Genomic DNA, 17693 nt, shown 5'->3' on the forward strand with positions numbered 1-17693 from the left:
TTCCCGAGACCCATCCCCATGAACCTTCGTGACGCCATTCGCTCGATCCCGGACTATCCCAAGCCCGGCATCGTCTTCCGCGACATCACCACGCTGCTCGGCGATCCGCGGGCCTTCCGTCGTTCGGTCGACGAGCTGGTGCAGCCCTATGCCGGCACCGGCATCGAGAAGGTGGCGGGCATGGAGGCGCGTGGCTTCATCCTCGGCGGCGCGGTGGCGCATCAGCTCTCGGCCGGCTTCGTGCCGATCCGCAAGAAGGGCAAGCTGCCGCACGAGACGGTGTCGATCGCCTACAGCCTCGAATACGGCGTCGACGAGATGGAGATCCATCGCGACGCCATCGTGGCGGGTGAGAAGGTGGTGCTGGTCGACGACCTGATCGCCACCGGCGGCACGGCGACCGCCGCCGTGCAGCTCCTGCGCAACCTTGGCGCCGACGTGGTGGCGACCTGTTTCGTCATCGATCTGCCCGACCTCGGCGGCGCCGACAAGCTGCGCGCCATGGGCGTGCTGGTGCGCTCGCTGGTCAGCTTCGAGGGGCACTGACCGTGGTCTCGATCTGCGGGAACTGCGCCTCGATCCAGGCGACGAAGGCGCTCGCCGGTTCGCTGGGCGGCCGCCGGTCCGACATGACCAGCCAATAGGCGCCGGCGGCGATCGTCAGGTCGAAGGGCCGGACGAGGCGCCCGCCGGCGATGTCCTCGGCGGCGAGCGCCGGGTCGCAGAGCGCGATGCCGTGGCCGATGGCGGCGGCACTGGCGGCGAGAGCGCCGTCGGCGTAGAGCGGGCCACGGATGCCGACGGCATCGCTCACGCCGGCCGCCTGGAGCCAGCGGGTCCACAGATTTCGGTTCTCTTCGTGCAACAGTCGGTGGCGCAGGAGGTCGGCCGGCTCGGCGAGCGGCGGGCCCGCGGCGAGCAGGGCGGGGGCGACGAGCGGCGTGACCCTGGCGTCGGTCAGGTGGCGGGCCCTCGTGCGCGGCCAGGAGGTGGCGTCGGTCGAATGGCGGATGCCGATCTCGGCGCCGTGGGATCGGAACTCGACGAGCCGCTGATCGGGCTCGACGAGAACGTCGACGTCGGGATGGCGGCGGTGGAAGTCGTCGAGGTGCGGCACCAGCCAGCCGGCGGCGAAGGACGGATCGGCGCTGACGATCAGGACCTGCTGGGACGGCGCGCGCCGCAGGTCGCGCAGCGCGCGATCGATGTCGTCGAAGGAGGTCGTCAGCTGCGACAGGAGCCGCCGACCGTCGTCGGTCAGAACGACGTGGCGATGGCGGCGCTCGAACAGGGCGCAGCCGAGCGCGGCCTCGAGGTCGCGCACCTGACGGCTGACCGCCGCCTGCGAGACGAAGAGCTCCTCGGCCGCCCGGGTGAAGCTCTGGAGGCGGCCGGCCGCTTCGAAGGTTCTGAGCGCCGTCAACGGCAATCGGCCACGGGCCATACATCACCTGAAGTTATGTGACGCGTGCGGGATGATCGTTTGAACCGGCGGCACGATCGGGTTGGTCTCTTCCGGCAAGGAGGCGACCATGACCAGCCTGATTTCAATCTACCTGGAGTTCTACCGCCTCGTCACCTTCGGCGCGCACCGTCCCGCTCCCGAAACCGGGGAGGGACGGTGCGATGGGATCACAGCACCGCGTCGGGGACCAGCCGACACCAGGTGCCGTCGGTCGTCTCGATCTGAAGGGTGACGTGGCCGATGTCGAAGCGCTCCTCCAGCATCTCGGCCGTCTCGCGCAGGAAGGCGTCGCCGGGGTGGCCGTCGGGCATGACGAGATGGGCGGTCAGCGCCACCTCGGTGGTCGACATCGCCCAGACGTGGAGATCGTGCAGCGCCGTGACGCCGGGAAGGCTCGTCAGCGCCGCGCGCACCGCGGCCGGGTCGATGCCCGGCGGCACGGCGGCGACGGAGAGCACGGCGCTCTCCTTGAGGAGCCCCCAGGTGCCCCAGAGCACGATCGCCACCACCACCAGCGTGACGATCGGGTCGATCGCCACGAGGCCGGTCAGCCACACCGCGAGGCCGGCGACGACGACGCCGGCGGAGATCAGCGCGTCGGTCAGCATGTGGAGATAGGCGCCGCGGATGTTGAGGTCGCCCTTGGAGCCGCGGGCGAAGAGCCAGGCGGTGAAGCCGTTGACGGCGATGCCGATGCCGGCGACCACCATCATCGTCGGGCCGGAGACCGGCTCGGGCGTGACGAGCCGTTGCACCGCCTCCAGCGCCAGCGCGCCCAGCGCCGCGACCAGGAAGACGGCGTTGAACAGCGCCGCGAGGATCGAGGTGCCGGCGAAGCCGTAGGTGAAGCGGGCGCTCGGCGGGCGCTTCACCGCGCGGTCGGCGAGCCAGGCGACGACGAGGGCGAGCACGTCGGAGAGATTGTGGCCGGCGTCGGCGACCAGCGCCATCGAGTTGGCGGCGAGGCCGAAGCCGATCTCGACCGCGACGAAGGCGGTGTTCAGCGCGATGCCGACGGCGAAGGCGCGGCCGAAGTCGGCGGGCGCATGGACGTGGCCGCCGGGGCCGTGACGGTGGCCGTGATCGTGGCCGTGATCATCATCATGATCATGATCATGATCGTGACGACGCCCGTGATCGTGATCATGGCCGCACGCGTGCGTATGGTCGTGGTGGTCGTGATCATGGTCACGGTGTGCGTCGGCGCTCATGCTTCGTCCTCTCGCAGATGCGAGACCATGCCTCGGCGCCCGCGCGGATACAATTACAGTCCGAGCGGCCGGGCGGGTGCCCATTTGACGTCGTCGATGCGCGGCGCACCGGTCGCCAGCATCACCAGCCGATCGAAGCCGAGGGCGATGCCGCTGGTCGGCGGCATCGCCCCGAGGGCGGCGAGGAAATCCTCGTCGATCGGGTAGCGCTCGCCGTAGATCGCCTCCTTCGCCGCCATCTCGAGCCCGAAACGGCGGCGCTGTTCGACCGGGTCGGTCAGTTCGCCGAAGGCATTGGCGAGCTCGACGCCGCAGACCCAGAGCTCGAACCGCTCGGCGACGCGGGCATCGTGCGGTGAGGGGCGGGCGAGCGCGGCCTCCCGCGACGGGTATTCCATCAGGATCGCCGGACGGCCGTCGCCGAGCGCCGGTTCGATCTTCTCCGCCAGCACGCGGGAGAAGACGTCGGACCAGCCGTCGTCGTCCGAGACCCGGATGCCGGCGGCGCGGGCGCCCGCGGCGAGGCGGTCGCGGTCGGGTTCCAGGGTCGGGTCCTCGGGCAGGGTGGCCAGCAGGTCGATGCCGGCGTGCCGCGCGAAGGCCTCGGCGCAGGTGATGCGTTCGGGTGTGGCGAAGGGATCGGCGCTGCGGTCGCGGCGGCGGACTTCGCGCGTGCCGACGGTCTCGGCGGCGAGCCGCAGGAGGTCGGCGCAGTCGTCCATCAGCGTCTCGTAGGGCGCGTGCGCGCGGTACCATTCGAGCATGGTGAACTCGATGGCGTGGAGCGGCCCGCCCTCGCGGTTTCGCCAGACGCGGGCGAAGTCGAAGATTTTCTCCTCGCCCGCCGCCACCAGCTTCTTCATGGCGAACTCGGGCGAGGTGTGGAGGAAGCGCGTCTCGGCGACGCCGTCGGCGCCGATCGGGGTCGCGGCGAGGGCGTGCAGATGGGTCTCGTTGCCGGGCGAGACCTGGAGCGCGTCGCATTCGACCTCGACGAAGCCGTCGGCCTCGAAATGGGCTCGGATCGCGCGCTTGACGGCGTTGCGGGCGAGAAGGAGGGGGCGACGGTCGGCGTGAGCGGCGCGATCCCACCAGGAAGAGGCGGCTTTCATGACTTTTTGCTTCCCTCCATGCGCGATCCGTGAGAGAGGAGACGCCGAGATCGTGCGACCCGTCGGGTCTGCGCGCGCCGTTTCGTATTCCTTCTCAGAGGTCCGCATCCCATGCGAGTCAATGCGCAGAATCTCCGCAAGGGCAACGTCGTCGAGATGGACGGCAAGCTCTATGTCGTTCTTTCCGCCGAGTCGTTCCATCCCGGCAAGGGCACGCCCACCACGCAGATCGACATGCGCCGCATTTCGGACGGCGTGAAGGTGTCCGAGCGTTGGAAGACCACCGAGCAGGTCGAACGCGCCATGCTCGACGAGCGCGCCTACGCCTATCTCTACAACGACGACGAGGGCTTCCACTTCATGAACAAGGAAAACTACGACCAGATCGTGGTTTCCAAGGACGTGGTGGGCGACATGGCCGCCTATCTCCAGGAAGACATGGAGTGCCAGGTCGCGGTCTATCAGGACGTTCCGGTTTCGATCGAACTGCCGGCCCGCGTCACGCTCGAGATCGTCGAGACCGAGCCGGTGACCAAGGGCCAGACGGCGTCGTCGTCCTACAAGCCGGCGCTGCTGTCGAACGGCGTCAAGACCGCCGTCCCGCCGCATGTCGGCGTCGGCACCCGCGTGGTCGTGATGACCGTCGACGGCTCCTACGTCGAGCGCGCGAAGGACTGATCGATCGGTTCGCGATCGACACGAGACATGAAGAACCCGGCCGCGAGGCCGGGTTTTTTCGTGTGGCGAGGGCCGTGCAACGGCTTCGCCCTTCGAGGCCCGGCTCTGCCGGGCACCTCGGGCCGAAGCCGAACGGGCGACGTCTCGTGAGGCTTCATGGTGAGGTGGCCGACCGCAGGTCGGCCCTCGAACCATGAGCGAGGGAACGAACCGACGCTCCCGCTTCACCCCTTCCACACCACGCCCGGCGGGTCGGGCGGCAGGGGGATGAACTCGGTCTCGCCGGGGACGCCGTCGAAGCGGCTGGCGCGCCAGTCTTCCTTGGCGGCTTCGATCCGCTCCTTCGAGGACGAGACGAAGTTCCAGTAGAGAAAGCGCCGCTCGGGGAAGGGCTCGCCGCCGAGGAGGGCGAAGCGGGCGGGCGTCACGGCGCGCACCACGATCTCGGCGCCGGGGCGCAGCAGGATCAGACGGTCGGGGGCATGGACGGTGTCGTCGCCCTCGACGACGATCTCGCCGGTCGACGGCCAGATCGCCCGTTCCGAGAAATCGGCCGGCAGGCGGAAACGGGCGCCTGCCTCGAGCACCACGTCGAGCTGCACCAGATCGGAGAAGACCGGCACCGGCGACGCCTTGCCGAAGGCCGAACCCGCGACCAGCGTGGCGCGGGCGCCGTCGCCCTCGAGGACGGGGAGGGCGGAAGCCTCGACATGGGTGAAGGTCGGGTCGGTCTCCTCGTGGCTCCGCGGCAGGGCGAGCCAGAGCTGGAGACCGGCGACGCGGTCGCCCCGGGTGCGCGTGCCCTCGGGGGTGCGTTCGGAATGGACGATGCCGCGGCCGGCGGTCATCCAGTTGACCGCGCCCGGGCGGATCACCTCGACGGCGCCGGTCGAGTCGCGATGGCGGATCTCGCCCTGGTGCAGGAAGGTCAGGGTCGACAGGCCGATGTGGGGATGCGGCCGCACGTCGATGCCGCGGCCGGGGGCGAAGTCGACCGGCCCCATGGCGTCGAGGAAGACGAAGGGGCCGACCATACGGCGCTCGGTGGTCGGCAGGGCGCGGCGGACGGTGAAGCCGTCGCCGAGGTCGTGCAGGCGCGGCAGGACGATCTTGTCGATCGGGGGCAGGGGCTCGGCGGCGGTCATGGCTCTCTCCTCGTTCGAGGAGAAGATGGCACGTTCACGCGCCGCCGCCAGTCGCCGAACGGGAAACGATCCGTTCGGCCCGGTGGCGGAGGGCATCCCTCGCCGCTCACCCCTCGGCGCGTGGCCGACGCGGCCACATGACGTTGCCGGTGAAGCGGAAGACCACCTCGCCGTCGACGAGACCCTCGTTCAGCGTGGTGAAGACGCCCCATTCCGGTCGCGTCGCCGAGGGGCGGGCCTTCACCAGACGCGAGCGGTAATGGACGGTCTGGCCGGCGAGCACCGGCTTCAGCCAGCGCATGTCCTCGAAGCCCGGCGAGGGGCCGGGCACGGGGACGATCTCGCCGCGGGCGGCGCGGGCTTCCATCTCGCGGTTCTGGTGGGCGATCCACAGCGCCATCCAGGCGCAGGCGACGTGCCAGCCCGAGGCCGCCAGCCCGCCGAAGAGCGAGGCGCGTCCGGCCGCCTCGTCGAGGTGGAAGGGCTGCGGGTCGAAGTCGCGGGCGAAGGCGACGATCGCCTCCGCGGTGAAGGTGTGTGTCCCGAGGTCGACGGACCAGTCGGCCGGGATCTCCTCGAGCCACATCATGGCGTCGTCCTCCGGCGCATCATCAGCGTCGATTCCATGATCGCCACCGGTTCGCGGGCCTCACCCACGATGCGATCGATGTCCATGCGTCCGCGCAGGATGCCGACGGTCGGCCGGCTCTGCGAGGTGCGGGCGTCGAGGACGGTCAGGCGGGCGGCGAGACGGTCGCCGGCACGCACCGGCTTCAGCCAGCGCATGCGGTCGATGCCGGGCGAGCCGAGCGAGGCGGCGGTCGAGAGCAGACCGTCGACCAGCAGGCGCATGGTGACGCAGCCGGTGTGCCAGCCCGAGGCGGCGAGCGAGCCGAGCAGCGAGGCCGCACCCGCGGTCTCGTCGAGATGCATCGGCTGGGGGTCCCACAGGCGGGCGAAGGCGACGATCTCGTCGCGCGTCATCGTCTTCTCGCCGAGGGGGAGGACGTCGCCGACGGCGAAGTCTTCGTAGTGGCGCAGCGTCGAGGTCATGGCGTCTTCGGGCATTAAGGTCCAAAATCGCGGCGGTTTCGTTCGAATCGCAAGAGGCAAGTTCCGATGTGGGCCTCACTTCTGTCGCTCGACACGCGGGTCGGCCCGCATCTCGTGCGGCCCTTCTGGGTCGTCGGCTCGACGCTCGCCCTGGTGCTCGCCGGCATCGGGCTGGTCATCGGGCTCGCACTGCTGGCGATCTCGCCGGTGCTCGGGCTGATGGTCGTCGGCCTCGGCCTGCTGCTCGGCGCCGCGGTCTTCCTCGGCGTGCGGCTGACGGCGGAGGCCGCCTCGATCGTCTTCGCCCAAGGGGCGACGCCGCCGGGCGCGCGGCTCGACCGCACGGCGTGAAAACGGCGGGGGAGGGCCCCCGCCGTCTGGTTTCTCAGGCGTTGAAGCGGAAGAGCAGGATGTCGCCGTCCTGGACGACGTATTCCTTGCCTTCGTCGCGGGCCTTGCCGGCTTCCTTGGCCGCCGCCTCGCCGCCCAGCGCGACATAGTCGTCGTAGGCGATGGTCTGGGCGCGGATGAAGCCGCGTTCGAAGTCGGAGTGGATCACGCCGGCGGCGCCCGGGGCCTTGGTGCCCTTGACGATGGTCCAGGCGCGCGTCTCCTTCGGGCCCACCGTGAAGTAGGTGATGAGACCGAGCAGCTCGTAGCCGGCGCGGATCAGGCGATCGAGGCCCGGCTCGTGCAGGCCCATGCCTTCGAGGAACTCGAGCTCCTCCTCGTCCGACAGCTGCGCGATCTCGGCCTCGATGGCGGCGGAGATGACGACGGCGCGGGCGCCCTGCTTGGCGGCCATCTCCTCGACGGCGCGCGAATGCGCGTTGCCGCTGGCGGCCGAGGCCTCCTCGACGTTGCAGACGTAGAGCACCGGCTTGGAGGTGAGCAGCATCAGCCCGTCGAGCAGCGGCCTGTCCTCGTGGGAGACCTCGAGCAGGCGGACCGGCTTGCCGTGCTGCAGCAGCTCGAGCGCGCCTTCCATCACCGGCAGGATCTGCTTCGATTCGCGATCGCCGCCGGCCGCCTTCTTGCGGGTGGCGACGACGCGGCGCTCGAGGCTGTCGAGGTCGGCGAGCATCAGCTCGGTCTCGACGGTCTCGGCGTCGGCGACCGGGTCGACGCGACCCTCGACGTGGGTGACGTCACCGTCCTCGAAGCAGCGCAGGACGTGGACGATCGCGTCCACCTCGCGGATGTTGGCGAGGAACTGGTTGCCGAGGCCTTCGCCCTTGGAGGCGCCGCGGACCAGGCCCGCGATGTCGACGAAGGTGATGCGGGTCGGAACGATCTGCGCCGACTTGCCGATCTTGGCGATGGCGTCCATCCGCGGGTCGGGGACGCCCACCTCGCCGGTGTTCGGCTCGATGGTGCAGAAGGGATAATTGGCTGCCTGCGCCGCCGCGGTGCGCGTCAACGCGTTGAAGAGGGTCGACTTGCCGACGTTCGGCAGGCCGACGATGCCGCACTTGAAACCCATGGGTCGATCGTTCCGTCAGATGAGAGATCAGCGACGGCGGAACTGCTGGCCGCCGGGACGCGGCGGCGGCGGGGCGCCGTCGGCACGGACTTCACGATGACGGAAGACGAGGCGACCCTTCTCGAGGTCGTAGGGGCTCATCTCCACGGTCACACGGTCGCCTGCCAGCGTCTTGATGCGGTTCTTCTTCATCTTGCCGGCGGTGTAGGCGATGATTTCGTGGCCGTTCTCGAGACGCACCTTGAACCGGGCGTCGGGCAGGATTTCGAGGACGAGGCCCTCGAACTGGATCAGTTCTTCCTTGGCCATGTGGCGTGGTTCCGTTTCCGGTTGTTCGTTCGGGGTTGGCATATAGCCGAAAAGCATCGAGCCGGAAACGGGGAAAGCCCGAGTCCCGGCTCGATTCGAACGTGTCGCGAGGTCGCGTCAGGCGGCGGTGATGCGCGCCGCGGCCGACTTGCCCGAACGACGGTCGACTTCGACCTCGAAGGAAACCTTCTGGCCTTCGGTCAGGGTGGTCATGCCCGAACGCTCGACGGCCGAGATGTGGACGAAGACGTCCTTGGAGCCGTCATCCGGCTGGATGAAGCCGTAGCCCTTGGTTTCGTTGAAGAACTTGACGACGCCGATAGTCATGTGGGTGGTCCTTGCCGCTCGTCGCAGATATGGAAGATCACGCCGCACGAGCCGCGCCGCGATCTGGTCGGTCGAATTTTGGGAGAGCTGACGAGGACACTCGAAGTTGCCTCCGAGCGAAGGTGCCGATGGTCTGGCCAAAGTCCGATGCGCGCATCATACCGCGTCGGCGGCCCGCAAACAAGGAAGGCGGGAAAACGCGTTCAGCGCTTCTTGGCGGCGAGGAGACGGCGCAGCGTCTCGGCCATGGCGTTCTTCGCCGCGGGCTCGGGACCGGCCGCCTTCGGCGCGGCGGGCGCGGCCTTGGGCGGTGGCGCCTTGTCGGTCGCGGGCTTCGCCGCGACGCGGTTCATGAAGCCGGTGTCGTCGCCGGCGACGAGGAAGGTCGAGGCATCGGCGATGTCGTCGAGCAGCGGCTCCAGCCATTCGCGGTCGACCTTGGCGAAATCGCCCAGCACCCAGCCGGTGACGCGTTCCTTCGCGCCCGGATGGCCGATGCCGAGGCGGACGCGGCGATAGTCGGCGCCGATGTGGGCGCCGATCGAGCGCAGGCCGTTGTGGCCGGCATGGCCGCCGCCGAACTTGACGCGGATGCGGCCGGGGTCGAGGTCGAGCTCGTCGTGGAAGACGACGACGTCCTTCGGCTCGACTTTATAGAAGCGGGCGGCTTCGGCGACCGAACGGCCGCTCTCGTTCATGTAGGTCTGCGGCTTCAGCGCGACGATCTTCTCGTCGCCGATGGTGCCTTCGCAGACTTGGCCCTGGAACTTGGCGCGCCAGGGGGAAAAGGAATGGCGGCGGACGATCGCGTCCACCGCCATGAATCCGATGTTGTGTCGATTTCTCGCGTATTCCGCGCCGGGATTGCCGAGGCCCACGAAGAGGAGCATGGGTCGCCTCCGGCGCGGAAATGCGAGATCACGCGGCCGGGGTCTCGGCGGCTTCCGAGAAGCCGACCGGCGCGGTGATCGAGAGAACGGTGTAGTTCTTCTCGTGGATGACCGGCTTGATGCCAGCGGCGAACTTGACGTCCTCGATGTGGACGCTGTCGCCGATGTTCAGCTCGGTGACGTCGACTTCGACCGCTTCCGGGATGGAGTCGGCACGGACCTGGAGCTCGATCTCGTGATGGACGATCGAGAGGGCACCGCCGCGCTTCATGCCGACCGACTTCTCCTGGTTCACGGCGTGGACCGGAACGAAGACGGTGACGATGGTCTCGTCGGAGATGCGCAGGAAGTCGACGTGGGTCAGGGTGTCCTTGACCACGTGCATGTGGAAGTCCTTCGGGATCACGCGGATCTTCTCGCCGCCGACCGCGATGGTGGCGACGGTGGTGAGGAAGCCGCCGGCGCGCAGGCGCTTGTCCGCTTCCTTGTAGGGGAGCGAGATGGCCAGCGGGGGCTTCTTGTCACCGTAGATGACGGCGGGAACACGGCCTTCCAGACGCAGCGCACGAGCGGCCCCCTTGCCGACCCGTTCGCGCACCACGGCCTCGAGCTCGTAAGACTGACGGCTCATGGGGTGCTTTCCTTCATTCAGAGAATTCAAAAGAAAAAGGCCGGTCGACCGGCCCTTTCGGCTCTCGTCCGTGGACCCTCTCGGGCGCGCGGACGACGTCCCCAACGTTGCCTCCAGGGGTGTCGGCGTCGCGGGACCGGGCGCGTCTCTAGCACCGAAGGGGGCAAAGCGCAAGGATTTCGGCCGGAAATTCACCGCCGAACGCTGCTTTGCCGGTGTCGTTCAGCCCGCCAGTTCGCGCGAGCGCTTCGCGGCGGCGGCGACCGCTTCCGTCATCAGCTTCGTCAGCGCCTCTCCGCCCATCATGACGGCCAGCGCCGCGGCGGTGGTTCCGCCCGGCGAGGTGACGTTGATGCGCAGTTGCTCGGGGCTCTCGGGGCTCTGGAACAGCAGTTCGCCGGCGCCTTCGACCGTCGCGCGGGCGAGCCGTGCGGCAAGATCGGCGGGCAGCCCCGCGCTCGCACCGGCGGCGGCGAGCGCCTCCACCATGTGGAAGACATACGCCGGACCGGAGCCCGAGACCGCGGTGACGAGGTCGATGTGTTCTTCTTTCTCGACCCACTCGAGCCGGCCGATGGTGGCGAGCAGTGTGCCGACGAGGTCGCGATCCTCGGCGGTCACGGCGGGGCCGCAGGCGGCTCCCGTGATGCCGCGACCGACCTGGGCAGGCGTGTTCGGGATGGTGCGGACGATTCGCTCGGTGCCGAGGCCGTTCGCGAAGGTCGCGATGGTCTTGCCGGCGACGACCGAGATCACCGCCGTGCCGGGGTCGACCAGAGCCTTGATCGCCGGCAGCACGCCGTCGAGCACCTGCGGCTTCACCGCGACCAGCAGTACCCGCGCCGTCACGCCGGCGGGCGCCGCGGTCTCGAGGCGGAAGCCGTGCTTTTCGGCCAGCGCCGCCAGTTCCGGCGAGACGTGCTTCTCGACGACGACGACGGCCGCGGGCGAGAGCCCGCGGTCGAGCCAGCCGGCGAGCATGGCGCCGCCCATCTTGCCGCAACCGACGAGGACCAGCGGACGGGCGGCGGAAAGCGTGTCGATCATGCGTTGCCCACGGTTTCGAAGAGGGCCCCCTCGAGCGCCTCCTGAGCCGAACGACCGGCCCAGACGACGAACTGGAAGGCCTGATAGTAGCGGTCGCAGCTCTCGATCGCGCCGACCAGCATGGCGCCGATCTGGCGGGCCGAGGGCTCGATGCCGCCGGTCAGCAGGAGGGCATGGCGATACATCACCACGCCTTCGCCCGACCACAGGTCGAAGTGACCGAGCAGCATCTGCTCGTTGACGATGGCCAGGAGACGCATCACCTCGGCGCGGCGCTGGTCGGAGACCTTGAGGTCGAAGGCGCAGGCCAGATGCAGCGCCTCGACATCCTCCATCCAGGAGACGGAGACGTGATAGTCGCACCACGAACCGGCGATCGAGACGGTGATCTCGTCGTCGCCGGACCGCTCGAAGGACCAGTCCTCGAGGGCGGCGACGTGTTCGATCACGTCCACCGGGTGGGCTTGCCGTTCGAGTTCCAATTCGATCAGGCTCATCGGCGAGGTCTCGCGAGAGTGGAATGGCCGGACGCGGGGAGACGCAACGGGACGCATCACCACTGGAACCTTCGTCGAAGACTAGTCTTCGTCGAACGCAGGAGCGACGAGGCGCGGAACACCGATCGAAAGATCGACCGGCGGCGCGAATCTCTCGTACGAGTTTCAGTATAGGCCGAGACGAGCGGGCGGCGACCTTCCCCGGCGTCGATTGCCGGGGAAAAAATGTGGACGGTTCGGCGGCCTGTGGATGGTCAGTCGGCCGGAGTGTCGAGCCGGGCGGCGAGCGCCTCGATCTCGTCGAGCGCGAAGACCTCTATTCCCGCGTCGCGCAGGGCGCGGGCGGCGACGCCCTCGCCGAGCCGCTTTCTGCCGGAGAAGGTGCCGTCGGCGATCAGCTGCGAGCCGCAGGTGGGGCTGCCGTCGGTCAACAGCGCGAACCGGGCGGCGCGGACGCGCGCCATCGACACGGCGATGCGGGCGCCCTCGCGGAAGGCCTCCGTATGGTCGCCACCGGTCACATCGCGGATCGCGGCGCGGCCTTCGAGCACGTCGGTCGCGGTCGCCTCGGGCACGATCTCGGCGGCGGGGCGCGGCGTCGCCATGCCGGCCATGGTCTCCGGGCAGAGCGGCACGAGGCGACCTTCGTCGGCCCATTGTGCCAGGAGCGGGTGATGGGCGGTCTTGGTGCCGCCGTCCCAGCGCACCGGCCAGCCGATCAGACAGGCGGAGACGAGGATGCGGTCCATGGCCGTCAGGCGACGGCGGGGCCGGAGGGATCGCCGGCGACCAGCGTCTGCGTGAGGTCCGACTTGCCGCCCTCGAGCTTCGCCAGTCGCGCCTCGAGATCGGCGAGGCGATGGGCGAGCGCCTCGTTCTCCTCGCGCGCCTTGATCGCCATGTCGCGGACGGCCTCGAAGTCCTCGCGCTTGACGAGGTCCATGTCGGCGACGAAGCCCTCGGCGCGCGCCTTGACGGCGGCCTCCACTTCCTTGCCGAGCCCCTGCGCCATGCCGGCGGCATCGGTCACGAGCTTGGCGATGTCGTCGAAGATGCGGTTGCCGGTCTGGGTCAAGGGCGTCGCTCCTGATACGGGGCCGCGAGCCCGCAGGCCCCGGCAGCTGCGATGGTTATGGGGTGGCGACCGAGTGATCGCAAGGGGCGGTCAGGCCGACGTCCGCCGTTGCCTGCCGTTCGATCCGAGTGCCCGCCCGACCGTCACGAGGACGCGACCGTACGGATGTCACCCTCGCCTTGACGCCGCGACGTGCGCACCGCACTGTCCCCGCGTCCGGCGAACGCGAGATCGAGATGTCCCTTTTCGTCATGCCCTTTCCGGTGATCGATCCGATCGCGGTTCAGATCGGCCCGTTGGCCATACGCTGGTATGCGCTCGCCTATGTGGTGGGCATCCTGCTCGCCTGGTGGTTCGTCCGCCGTCTGGTCGAGAAGGCGCCGCTGTGGAACGGCGCGCCGCGGCCGACGCCCGAGAACATCGACGACTTCATCCTCTGGGCGACGCTGGGCATCGTGCTCGGCGGGCGGCTCGGCTATGTCGTCTTCTACAATCCGGCCCATTATCTCGCCCATCCGAGTGAGATCTGGCAGGTGTGGGGCGGCGGCATGTCGTTCCACGGCGGCTTCCTCGGCGTCGTCTTCGCCATGGCGCTGTTCACCCGCGGCAAGGGCTTCCCGCTGCTGACCCTGTTCGATCTCGCCGCCGCCGCGGCGCCGTTCGGGCTGTTCTTCGGCCGCATCGCCAATTTCGTGAACGGCGAGTTGTGGGGCCGCGCCGCCGACGTGCCGTGGGCGATGGTCTTCCCGCACGGCGGGCCGATCGCGCGCCATCCGAGCCAGCTCTACGAGGCGGCGCTGGAGGGCATCGTGCTCTTCGCGGTGATCGCCCATCTGGTGTTCCGCACCCGCCTGCTCGAGAAGCCGGGCGTGATCGCCGGCATCTTCGCCATGGGCTACGGGCTGGCGCGTTTCACCGTCGAGTATTTCCGCGAGCCGGATGCCCAGCTCGGCTATCTCTTCGGCTTCATCACCATGGGCCAGATCCTGTCGCTGCCGATGGTGGCGGCGGGCGCGGCGCTGGCGATCTGGGCGTGGAAACGTGCGACGCGGGCGCGGCCCGCGACGGCCGGGGAGACTTCATGAACGCCACGCCCCTCGAACGCCGCATCAAGGCGCGGATCCGGCTCGAGGGTCCGATGTCGGTGTTCGACTTCATGGGGACGTGTCTTTCCGATCCCGAACACGGCTACTACATGGCGCGCGAGCCCTTCGGGGCGGAGGGCGACTTCGTCACCGCGCCCGAGGTGTCGCAGATGTTCGGCGAGGTCATCGGCGCCTTCGTCGTCGAGGCGTGGGAGCGGCTCGGGCGGCCGGCGCCGTTCCATCTCGTCGAGTTCGGCCCCGGCCGCGGCACGCTGATGGCCGATCTCCTCCGGGTCGCGAAGCGCGTGCCGGCCTTCGTCGCCGCCGCCCGCCTCGGCCTCGTGGAGACGAGCCCGCGGCTCCGGGCGAAACAGGCGGCGACGCTCGCCGGCGGGCCGCTGGCACCGGTCTGGTACGGGTCCGACGAGGAGATCCCGGCCGGGCCGCTGATCGCGGTCGCCAACGAGTTCTTCGACGCCCTGCCGATCCGCCAGTTCGAACGCGACGGCGCGCTCTGGCGCGAGCGCATGGTCGGGCTGTCGGAGGACGGGAACCTCGTCTTCGGCCTCGGCCCGACGGCGATCGGCGAGGCCGATCTGCCCGAGCGCCTCGGCGTCGCGCCGCAGGGGGCGATCGTCGAGGTCTCGCCGGTCGGGGTCTCGATCATGCGGCGGCTGGCGGCGCGGATCGCGACGTCGGGCGGGATGCTTCTGGCAATCGACTACGGCTTCGCCGGTCCGGCCTTCGGCGACACGTTCCAGGCGGTGCGCTCGCATTCCCCCGTCGACGTGCTCGATCGGCCGGGCGAGGCGGATCTCACCGCCCATGTCGACTTCACGGCGCTGGCGGTCGCGGCGCGGGCGGCGGGGGCGAGCATCCACGGCATCGCCGAACAGGGCGACTTCCTCCTCGCCCTCGGTCTCGCCGAACGAGCCGGTCGGCTCGGTGCCGACAAGGACGAGGCGACGCGGGCCGACATCGTCGGTCAGGTCGAACGCCTCGTCGGGGCCCAGGAGATGGGCTCGCTGTTCAAGGTCCTGGCCGTCAGCCGCCCCGGCGTGACGCTGCCGGGCCTCTCTCCCTGGTCCCCCGTCGAGGAGCCCGCGCGCTCGTGATCCGCTCGTCCCTGCTTTCCGAACTTCCCGGCATCGCCCACGGCTTCTTCACTCGCGAAGGTGGCGTCTCCGACGGGCTCTACGCCAGCCTCAACGTCGGCCTCGGCTCGAGCGACGAGCGGGTGCGGGTGCTGGAGAACCGGCGCCGGGTGGCGCTCGCGCTCGGCGTGCCGGGCGAGGCGCTCGCCATGCCCTATCAGGTCCATTCGCCCGACGTGGCGGTGGTCGAGGAGGTCTGGGCTCCGGGCGAGGGGCCGAAGGTCGACGCGGTGGTGACGGCGCGCGAGGGGCTCGCGATCGGGGTGGCGACCGCCGACTGCGGGCCGATCCTCTTCGCCGATCCGCAAGCGCGGGTGGTCGGTGCCGCCCATGCCGGCTGGCAGGGGGCGTTCAAGGGCGTGATCGAAGCGACGGTCGCGGCGATGGAAGGGCTTGGTGCCGCGCGTGGGCACATCGTCGCGGTGCTCGGGCCGACGATCTCGGCTTCGGCCTACGAGGTCGGGCCGGAATTCGTCGAGCGATTCGTCGATGCCGATTCGGGTTTCGCACGGTTCTTCGTGCCGTCGGAGCGGGCGGGGCACGCGATGTTCGACCTTCCGGCCTTCGTCGCCTTCCGTCTGGAGGAGGCCGGCGTCGGCCGGCGTGGCGATCTCGGCGCCTGCACCTATGCCGACGAGGCGCGGTTCTTCTCCTATCGCCGCACCACGCATCGGCGCGAGCCGGATTACGGCCGGCTCGTCTCGGCGATCGCGCTCGCCGCGGCGCCATGATTTCTGGACCGCCGGGCGGTTTCCGGCTAGACAGACCCGCAAGTCCACTCTCGGCGACGAGGCAGCGCGCGATGCATTCCAACGGTCCCATCGATCCTTCGAAGCGCCGCACGCTCGCGCGCGTCGCGACCGTCGTGCTCGGGGTCTCGGCGCTCGCCGGTTGCATGGGCGAGCAGGCGCTCGAGGATGCCGGCGCGACGCTGTCGGGCCGCATCCGGCTGACGCCGCTGCGCGAGCCGCCGCCGCCCGGGCGGCCGACGGTGCAGTTCCTGCCGATCTCGGGCACGCCGGTGACGATCGCCGACGCCATCTATCGCGGCATCCGCAACGAGGCGGCGCAGGCCGGCATTCCGCTGGTCCACCGTCTCGAGGAGCCGGCGACCTGGCGCGTGCAGGGCCATCTGGTGGCGCTCGGCCACGCCACCGCCTCGACCATCATCTTCACTTGGGACGTCTACGACGCCAAGGGCAACCCGGTGCACCGCATCACCGGCCAGGAAGTCTCGCGCGGCGCCGACGGCGACCCGTGGGGCGCGGTCGACGGCGCGGTGCAGGAGCGGCTCGCGGTGCGGGCCGTGCGTGGACTGCAGAGCTGGCTCAACCGGTCCTGATGCCGAGATCCGACGATCGGGCGGTTTACGACGGCGGACAAAGCCGTTAAAAGGCCGGCCATTCCCGTCCATGGCGCGCGCCCGCGCCGACTTCACGAGACGCGCGACGCGATCGCGACCGTCTCCTCCGTCGAGAGGCATCGGATGAAGATCGTCTGCGGCAATTCCAACCGCGTTCTCGCCGCCGAGATCGCCAAGTATCTCGAGATCCCGCTGTCGGCCTGCTCGGTCAAGCGCTTCGCCGACCAGGAGATCTTCGTCGAGATCCAGGAAAACGTGCGTGGCGAGGACACGTTCGTCGTGCAGTCGACGAGCTACCCGGCCAACGATCATCTGATGGAACTGCTCATCATGATCGACGCGCTGCGCCGTTCCTCGGCGCGGCGGATCACGGCGGTGCTGCCCTACTTCGGCTACGCCCGTCAGGACCGAAAGCCCGGCCCGCGCACCCCGATCTCGGCCAAGTTGGTCGCCAACCTGATCACCCATGCCGGTGCCGACCGCGTTCTCACGCTCGACCTGCATGCCGGTCAGATCCAGGGCTTCTTTGACATTCCGACCGACAATCTCTATGCCGCGCCGGTGATGATGCGCGACATCAAGGAGCGTTACGCGCCGGGCACCGTGATGGTCGTCTCGCCGGACGTCGGCGGCGTGGTGCGCGCCCGTGCGCTGGCCAAGCGCATCGACGCCTCGCTCGCCATCGTCGACAAGCGTCGCGAGCGGCCGGGCGAATCGGAAGTGATGAACGTCATCGGTGACGTCTCGGGCCGCTCCTGCATCCTGGTCGACGACATCATCGATTCGGGCGGCACGCTGTGCAACGCGGCGGAAGCGCTCTTGAAGCGCGGCGCCAAGGACGTGTCGGCCTACTGCACCCACGGCGTGCTCTCGGGCGGCGCGGTGGCCCGCATCACCTCGTCGAGCCTCAAGGAACTGGTGATCACCGATTCCATCCAGGCGACCGACGCGGTGAAGGCGGCCTCCAACATCCGCCTGCTGTCGATCGCGCCGCTGCTCGGCGAGGCGATCGCCCGCACCGCGCAGGAACAGTCGGTGTCGAGCCTGTTCGACTGATCCGATCGTCCCTCGTCCACCGTATCGAACCCGCGGCCGGCATCGGTCGCGGGTTTTTCGTTGCGGCCGGCGTCTTTCCGCCGCCGCAAATCCGCGCGACGATCGGGCGTCA

At 69.5% G+C, this 17693-nt stretch carries 23 protein-coding genes; 8 read left to right on the top strand and 15 right to left on the bottom strand.

Annotation, left to right across the window (positions count from 1 at the left end):
- Nucleotides 1–18: 18 nt before the first annotated feature.
- On the top strand, nucleotides 19–546 hold the full coding sequence (locus ACT541_RS13720) for an adenine phosphoribosyltransferase (RefSeq protein ID WP_476137648.1): 528 nt from the start codon (nucleotides 19–21) through the stop codon (nucleotides 544–546).
- On the opposite strand, the gene ACT541_RS13725 is transcribed toward ACT541_RS13720, so the two are convergent.
- The 3 genes from ACT541_RS13725 to epmA form a co-directional block, all read right to left on the bottom strand.
- Entirely contained in the window at nucleotides 527–1444 is a 918-nt protein-coding gene (locus ACT541_RS13725; RefSeq protein ID WP_476137649.1) for a LysR substrate-binding domain-containing protein, read from the bottom strand. The genes ACT541_RS13720 and ACT541_RS13725 overlap by 20 nt on opposite strands.
- A gap of 188 nt (nucleotides 1445–1632) precedes the next feature.
- A complete protein-coding gene (locus tag ACT541_RS13730; protein WP_476137650.1) occupies nucleotides 1633–2676 on the bottom strand; it encodes a cation diffusion facilitator family transporter in 1044 nt (347 codons plus the stop codon).
- 53 nt (nucleotides 2677–2729) lie between these two features.
- Entirely contained in the window at nucleotides 2730–3788 is a 1059-nt protein-coding gene (epmA, locus tag ACT541_RS13735) for an EF-P lysine aminoacylase EpmA (RefSeq protein WP_476137651.1), read from the bottom strand.
- Between the two features lie 111 nt (nucleotides 3789–3899).
- Here epmA and efp point away from each other — a divergent pair, with 111 nt between their 5' ends.
- Entirely contained in the window at nucleotides 3900–4466 is a 567-nt protein-coding gene (gene efp / locus ACT541_RS13740; protein ID WP_476137652.1) for an elongation factor P, read from the top strand.
- A 224-nt stretch (nucleotides 4467–4690) separates the two neighbouring features.
- Here the strand turns inward: efp and ACT541_RS13745 are convergent, their stop codons facing one another.
- From ACT541_RS13745 to ACT541_RS13755, 3 genes are all read right to left on the bottom strand, one after another.
- Nucleotides 4691–5611, bottom strand: coding sequence for a pirin family protein (locus ACT541_RS13745; RefSeq protein WP_476137653.1), 921 nt, complete (start codon nucleotides 5609–5611; stop codon nucleotides 4691–4693).
- A gap of 106 nt (nucleotides 5612–5717) precedes the next feature.
- The gene (locus tag ACT541_RS13750) at nucleotides 5718–6200 is read right to left on the bottom strand and encodes a MaoC/PaaZ C-terminal domain-containing protein (RefSeq protein WP_476137654.1); all 483 of its coding nucleotides are present in this window, start codon (nucleotides 6198–6200) and stop codon (nucleotides 5718–5720) included.
- Nucleotides 6197–6664, bottom strand: a complete 468-nt coding sequence (locus tag ACT541_RS13755; RefSeq protein WP_476137655.1) for a MaoC family dehydratase — start codon at nucleotides 6662–6664, stop codon at nucleotides 6197–6199. Before ACT541_RS13755 ends, ACT541_RS13750 begins: the two co-directional genes overlap by 4 nt.
- Nucleotides 6665–6730: 66 nt before the next feature.
- On the opposite strand from ACT541_RS13755, the gene ACT541_RS13760 reads away from it, so the two are divergent.
- Nucleotides 6731–7015: a hypothetical protein gene (locus ACT541_RS13760; RefSeq protein ID WP_476137656.1), complete on the top strand. Its 285-nt coding sequence runs from the start codon at nucleotides 6731–6733 to the stop codon at nucleotides 7013–7015.
- 34 nt (nucleotides 7016–7049) lie between these two features.
- Here the strand turns inward: ACT541_RS13760 and ychF are convergent, their stop codons facing one another.
- The 9 genes from ychF to ACT541_RS13805 form a co-directional block, all read right to left on the bottom strand.
- A complete protein-coding gene (gene ychF / locus ACT541_RS13765; RefSeq protein WP_476137657.1) occupies nucleotides 7050–8147 on the bottom strand; it encodes a redox-regulated ATPase YchF in 1098 nt (365 codons plus the stop codon).
- A gap of 27 nt (nucleotides 8148–8174) precedes the next feature.
- Complete coding sequence (gene infA, locus ACT541_RS13770) at nucleotides 8175–8456, bottom strand: translation initiation factor IF-1 (protein ID WP_476137658.1); 282 nt, start codon at nucleotides 8454–8456, stop codon at nucleotides 8175–8177.
- 117 nt (nucleotides 8457–8573) lie between these two features.
- Nucleotides 8574–8783, bottom strand: a complete 210-nt coding sequence (locus ACT541_RS13775) for a cold-shock protein (protein WP_476137659.1) — start codon at nucleotides 8781–8783, stop codon at nucleotides 8574–8576.
- A gap of 203 nt (nucleotides 8784–8986) precedes the next feature.
- Nucleotides 8987–9673, bottom strand: coding sequence for an aminoacyl-tRNA hydrolase (pth, locus tag ACT541_RS13780; RefSeq protein WP_476137660.1), 687 nt, complete (start codon nucleotides 9671–9673; stop codon nucleotides 8987–8989).
- 28 nt (nucleotides 9674–9701) lie between these two features.
- A complete protein-coding gene (locus ACT541_RS13785; protein ID WP_476137661.1) occupies nucleotides 9702–10304 on the bottom strand; it encodes a 50S ribosomal protein L25/general stress protein Ctc in 603 nt (200 codons plus the stop codon).
- Nucleotides 10305–10526: 222 nt separating this feature from the next.
- Nucleotides 10527–11351: a pyrroline-5-carboxylate reductase gene (gene proC, locus ACT541_RS13790; RefSeq protein ID WP_476137662.1), complete on the bottom strand. Its 825-nt coding sequence runs from the start codon at nucleotides 11349–11351 to the stop codon at nucleotides 10527–10529.
- Nucleotides 11348–11848: a type III secretion system chaperone family protein gene (locus ACT541_RS13795; RefSeq protein WP_476137663.1), complete on the bottom strand. Its 501-nt coding sequence runs from the start codon at nucleotides 11846–11848 to the stop codon at nucleotides 11348–11350. The genes proC and ACT541_RS13795 overlap by 4 nt, the downstream gene beginning before the upstream one ends.
- A gap of 254 nt (nucleotides 11849–12102) precedes the next feature.
- Nucleotides 12103–12597: a 2-thiouracil desulfurase family protein gene (locus tag ACT541_RS13800; protein ID WP_476137664.1), complete on the bottom strand. Its 495-nt coding sequence runs from the start codon at nucleotides 12595–12597 to the stop codon at nucleotides 12103–12105.
- 5 nt (nucleotides 12598–12602) lie between these two features.
- Nucleotides 12603–12923, bottom strand: a complete 321-nt coding sequence (locus tag ACT541_RS13805; protein WP_476137665.1) for an accessory factor UbiK family protein — start codon at nucleotides 12921–12923, stop codon at nucleotides 12603–12605.
- A gap of 236 nt (nucleotides 12924–13159) precedes the next feature.
- Between ACT541_RS13805 and lgt the strand changes: the two genes are divergently transcribed.
- The 5 genes from lgt to ACT541_RS13830 all read left to right on the top strand — a co-directional run bounded on the left by lgt (nucleotide 13160) and on the right by ACT541_RS13830 (nucleotide 17581).
- Nucleotides 13160–14008, top strand: a complete 849-nt coding sequence (gene lgt, locus ACT541_RS13810) for a prolipoprotein diacylglyceryl transferase (RefSeq protein WP_476137666.1) — start codon at nucleotides 13160–13162, stop codon at nucleotides 14006–14008.
- On the top strand, nucleotides 14005–15123 hold the full coding sequence (locus ACT541_RS13815; RefSeq protein WP_476137667.1) for a class I SAM-dependent methyltransferase: 1119 nt from the start codon (nucleotides 14005–14007) through the stop codon (nucleotides 15121–15123). The genes lgt and ACT541_RS13815 overlap by 4 nt, the downstream gene beginning before the upstream one ends.
- Entirely contained in the window at nucleotides 15120–15893 is a 774-nt protein-coding gene (gene pgeF / locus ACT541_RS13820; RefSeq protein WP_476137668.1) for a peptidoglycan editing factor PgeF, read from the top strand. The genes ACT541_RS13815 and pgeF overlap by 4 nt, the downstream gene beginning before the upstream one ends.
- 71 nt (nucleotides 15894–15964) lie before the next feature.
- Complete coding sequence (locus ACT541_RS13825) at nucleotides 15965–16504, top strand: hypothetical protein (RefSeq protein WP_476137669.1); 540 nt, start codon at nucleotides 15965–15967, stop codon at nucleotides 16502–16504.
- Nucleotides 16505–16648: 144 nt separating this feature from the next.
- On the top strand, nucleotides 16649–17581 hold the full coding sequence (locus ACT541_RS13830; protein ID WP_476137670.1) for a ribose-phosphate pyrophosphokinase: 933 nt from the start codon (nucleotides 16649–16651) through the stop codon (nucleotides 17579–17581).
- Nucleotides 17582–17693 lie beyond the last annotated feature (112 nt).

Source organism: Pinisolibacter sp. DMC100, assembly GCF_056313705.1.

Excerpts from the sequence above, each read along its gene's own strand:
- lgt (WP_476137666.1), top strand. The coding sequence starts at position 13,160 with ATGTCCCTTTTCGTCATGCCCTTTCCGGTGATCGATCCGATCGCGGTT.
- ACT541_RS13795 (WP_476137663.1), bottom strand. The coding sequence starts at position 11,848 with ATGAGCCTGATCGAATTGGAACTCGAACGGCAAGCCCACCCGGTGGAC.
- ACT541_RS13800 (WP_476137664.1), bottom strand. The coding sequence starts at position 12,597 with ATGGACCGCATCCTCGTCTCCGCCTGTCTGATCGGCTGGCCGGTGCGC.
- ACT541_RS13745 (WP_476137653.1), bottom strand. The coding sequence starts at position 5,611 with ATGACCGCCGCCGAGCCCCTGCCCCCGATCGACAAGATCGTCCTGCCG.
- ACT541_RS13730 (WP_476137650.1), bottom strand. The coding sequence starts at position 2,676 with ATGAGCGCCGACGCACACCGTGACCATGATCACGACCACCACGACCAT.
- infA (WP_476137658.1), bottom strand. The coding sequence starts at position 8,456 with ATGGCCAAGGAAGAACTGATCCAGTTCGAGGGCCTCGTCCTCGAAATC.
- ACT541_RS13775 (WP_476137659.1), bottom strand. The coding sequence starts at position 8,783 with ATGACTATCGGCGTCGTCAAGTTCTTCAACGAAACCAAGGGCTACGGC.
- pth (WP_476137660.1), bottom strand. The coding sequence starts at position 9,673 with ATGCTCCTCTTCGTGGGCCTCGGCAATCCCGGCGCGGAATACGCGAGA.
- ACT541_RS13750 (WP_476137654.1), bottom strand. The coding sequence starts at position 6,200 with ATGATGTGGCTCGAGGAGATCCCGGCCGACTGGTCCGTCGACCTCGGG.
- ACT541_RS13755 (WP_476137655.1), bottom strand. The coding sequence starts at position 6,664 with ATGACCTCGACGCTGCGCCACTACGAAGACTTCGCCGTCGGCGACGTC.
- ACT541_RS13785 (WP_476137661.1), bottom strand. The coding sequence starts at position 10,304 with ATGAGCCGTCAGTCTTACGAGCTCGAGGCCGTGGTGCGCGAACGGGTC.
- ACT541_RS13760 (WP_476137656.1), top strand. The coding sequence starts at position 6,731 with ATGTGGGCCTCACTTCTGTCGCTCGACACGCGGGTCGGCCCGCATCTC.
- ACT541_RS13725 (WP_476137649.1), bottom strand. The coding sequence starts at position 1,444 with ATGGCCCGTGGCCGATTGCCGTTGACGGCGCTCAGAACCTTCGAAGCG.
- ACT541_RS13825 (WP_476137669.1), top strand. The coding sequence starts at position 15,965 with ATGCATTCCAACGGTCCCATCGATCCTTCGAAGCGCCGCACGCTCGCG.
- ACT541_RS13830 (WP_476137670.1), top strand. The coding sequence starts at position 16,649 with ATGAAGATCGTCTGCGGCAATTCCAACCGCGTTCTCGCCGCCGAGATC.
- epmA (WP_476137651.1), bottom strand. The coding sequence starts at position 3,788 with ATGAAAGCCGCCTCTTCCTGGTGGGATCGCGCCGCTCACGCCGACCGT.
- efp (WP_476137652.1), top strand. The coding sequence starts at position 3,900 with ATGCGAGTCAATGCGCAGAATCTCCGCAAGGGCAACGTCGTCGAGATG.
- proC (WP_476137662.1), bottom strand. The coding sequence starts at position 11,351 with ATGATCGACACGCTTTCCGCCGCCCGTCCGCTGGTCCTCGTCGGTTGC.
- ACT541_RS13815 (WP_476137667.1), top strand. The coding sequence starts at position 14,005 with ATGAACGCCACGCCCCTCGAACGCCGCATCAAGGCGCGGATCCGGCTC.
- ychF (WP_476137657.1), bottom strand. The coding sequence starts at position 8,147 with ATGGGTTTCAAGTGCGGCATCGTCGGCCTGCCGAACGTCGGCAAGTCG.
- ACT541_RS13720 (WP_476137648.1), top strand. The coding sequence starts at position 19 with ATGAACCTTCGTGACGCCATTCGCTCGATCCCGGACTATCCCAAGCCC.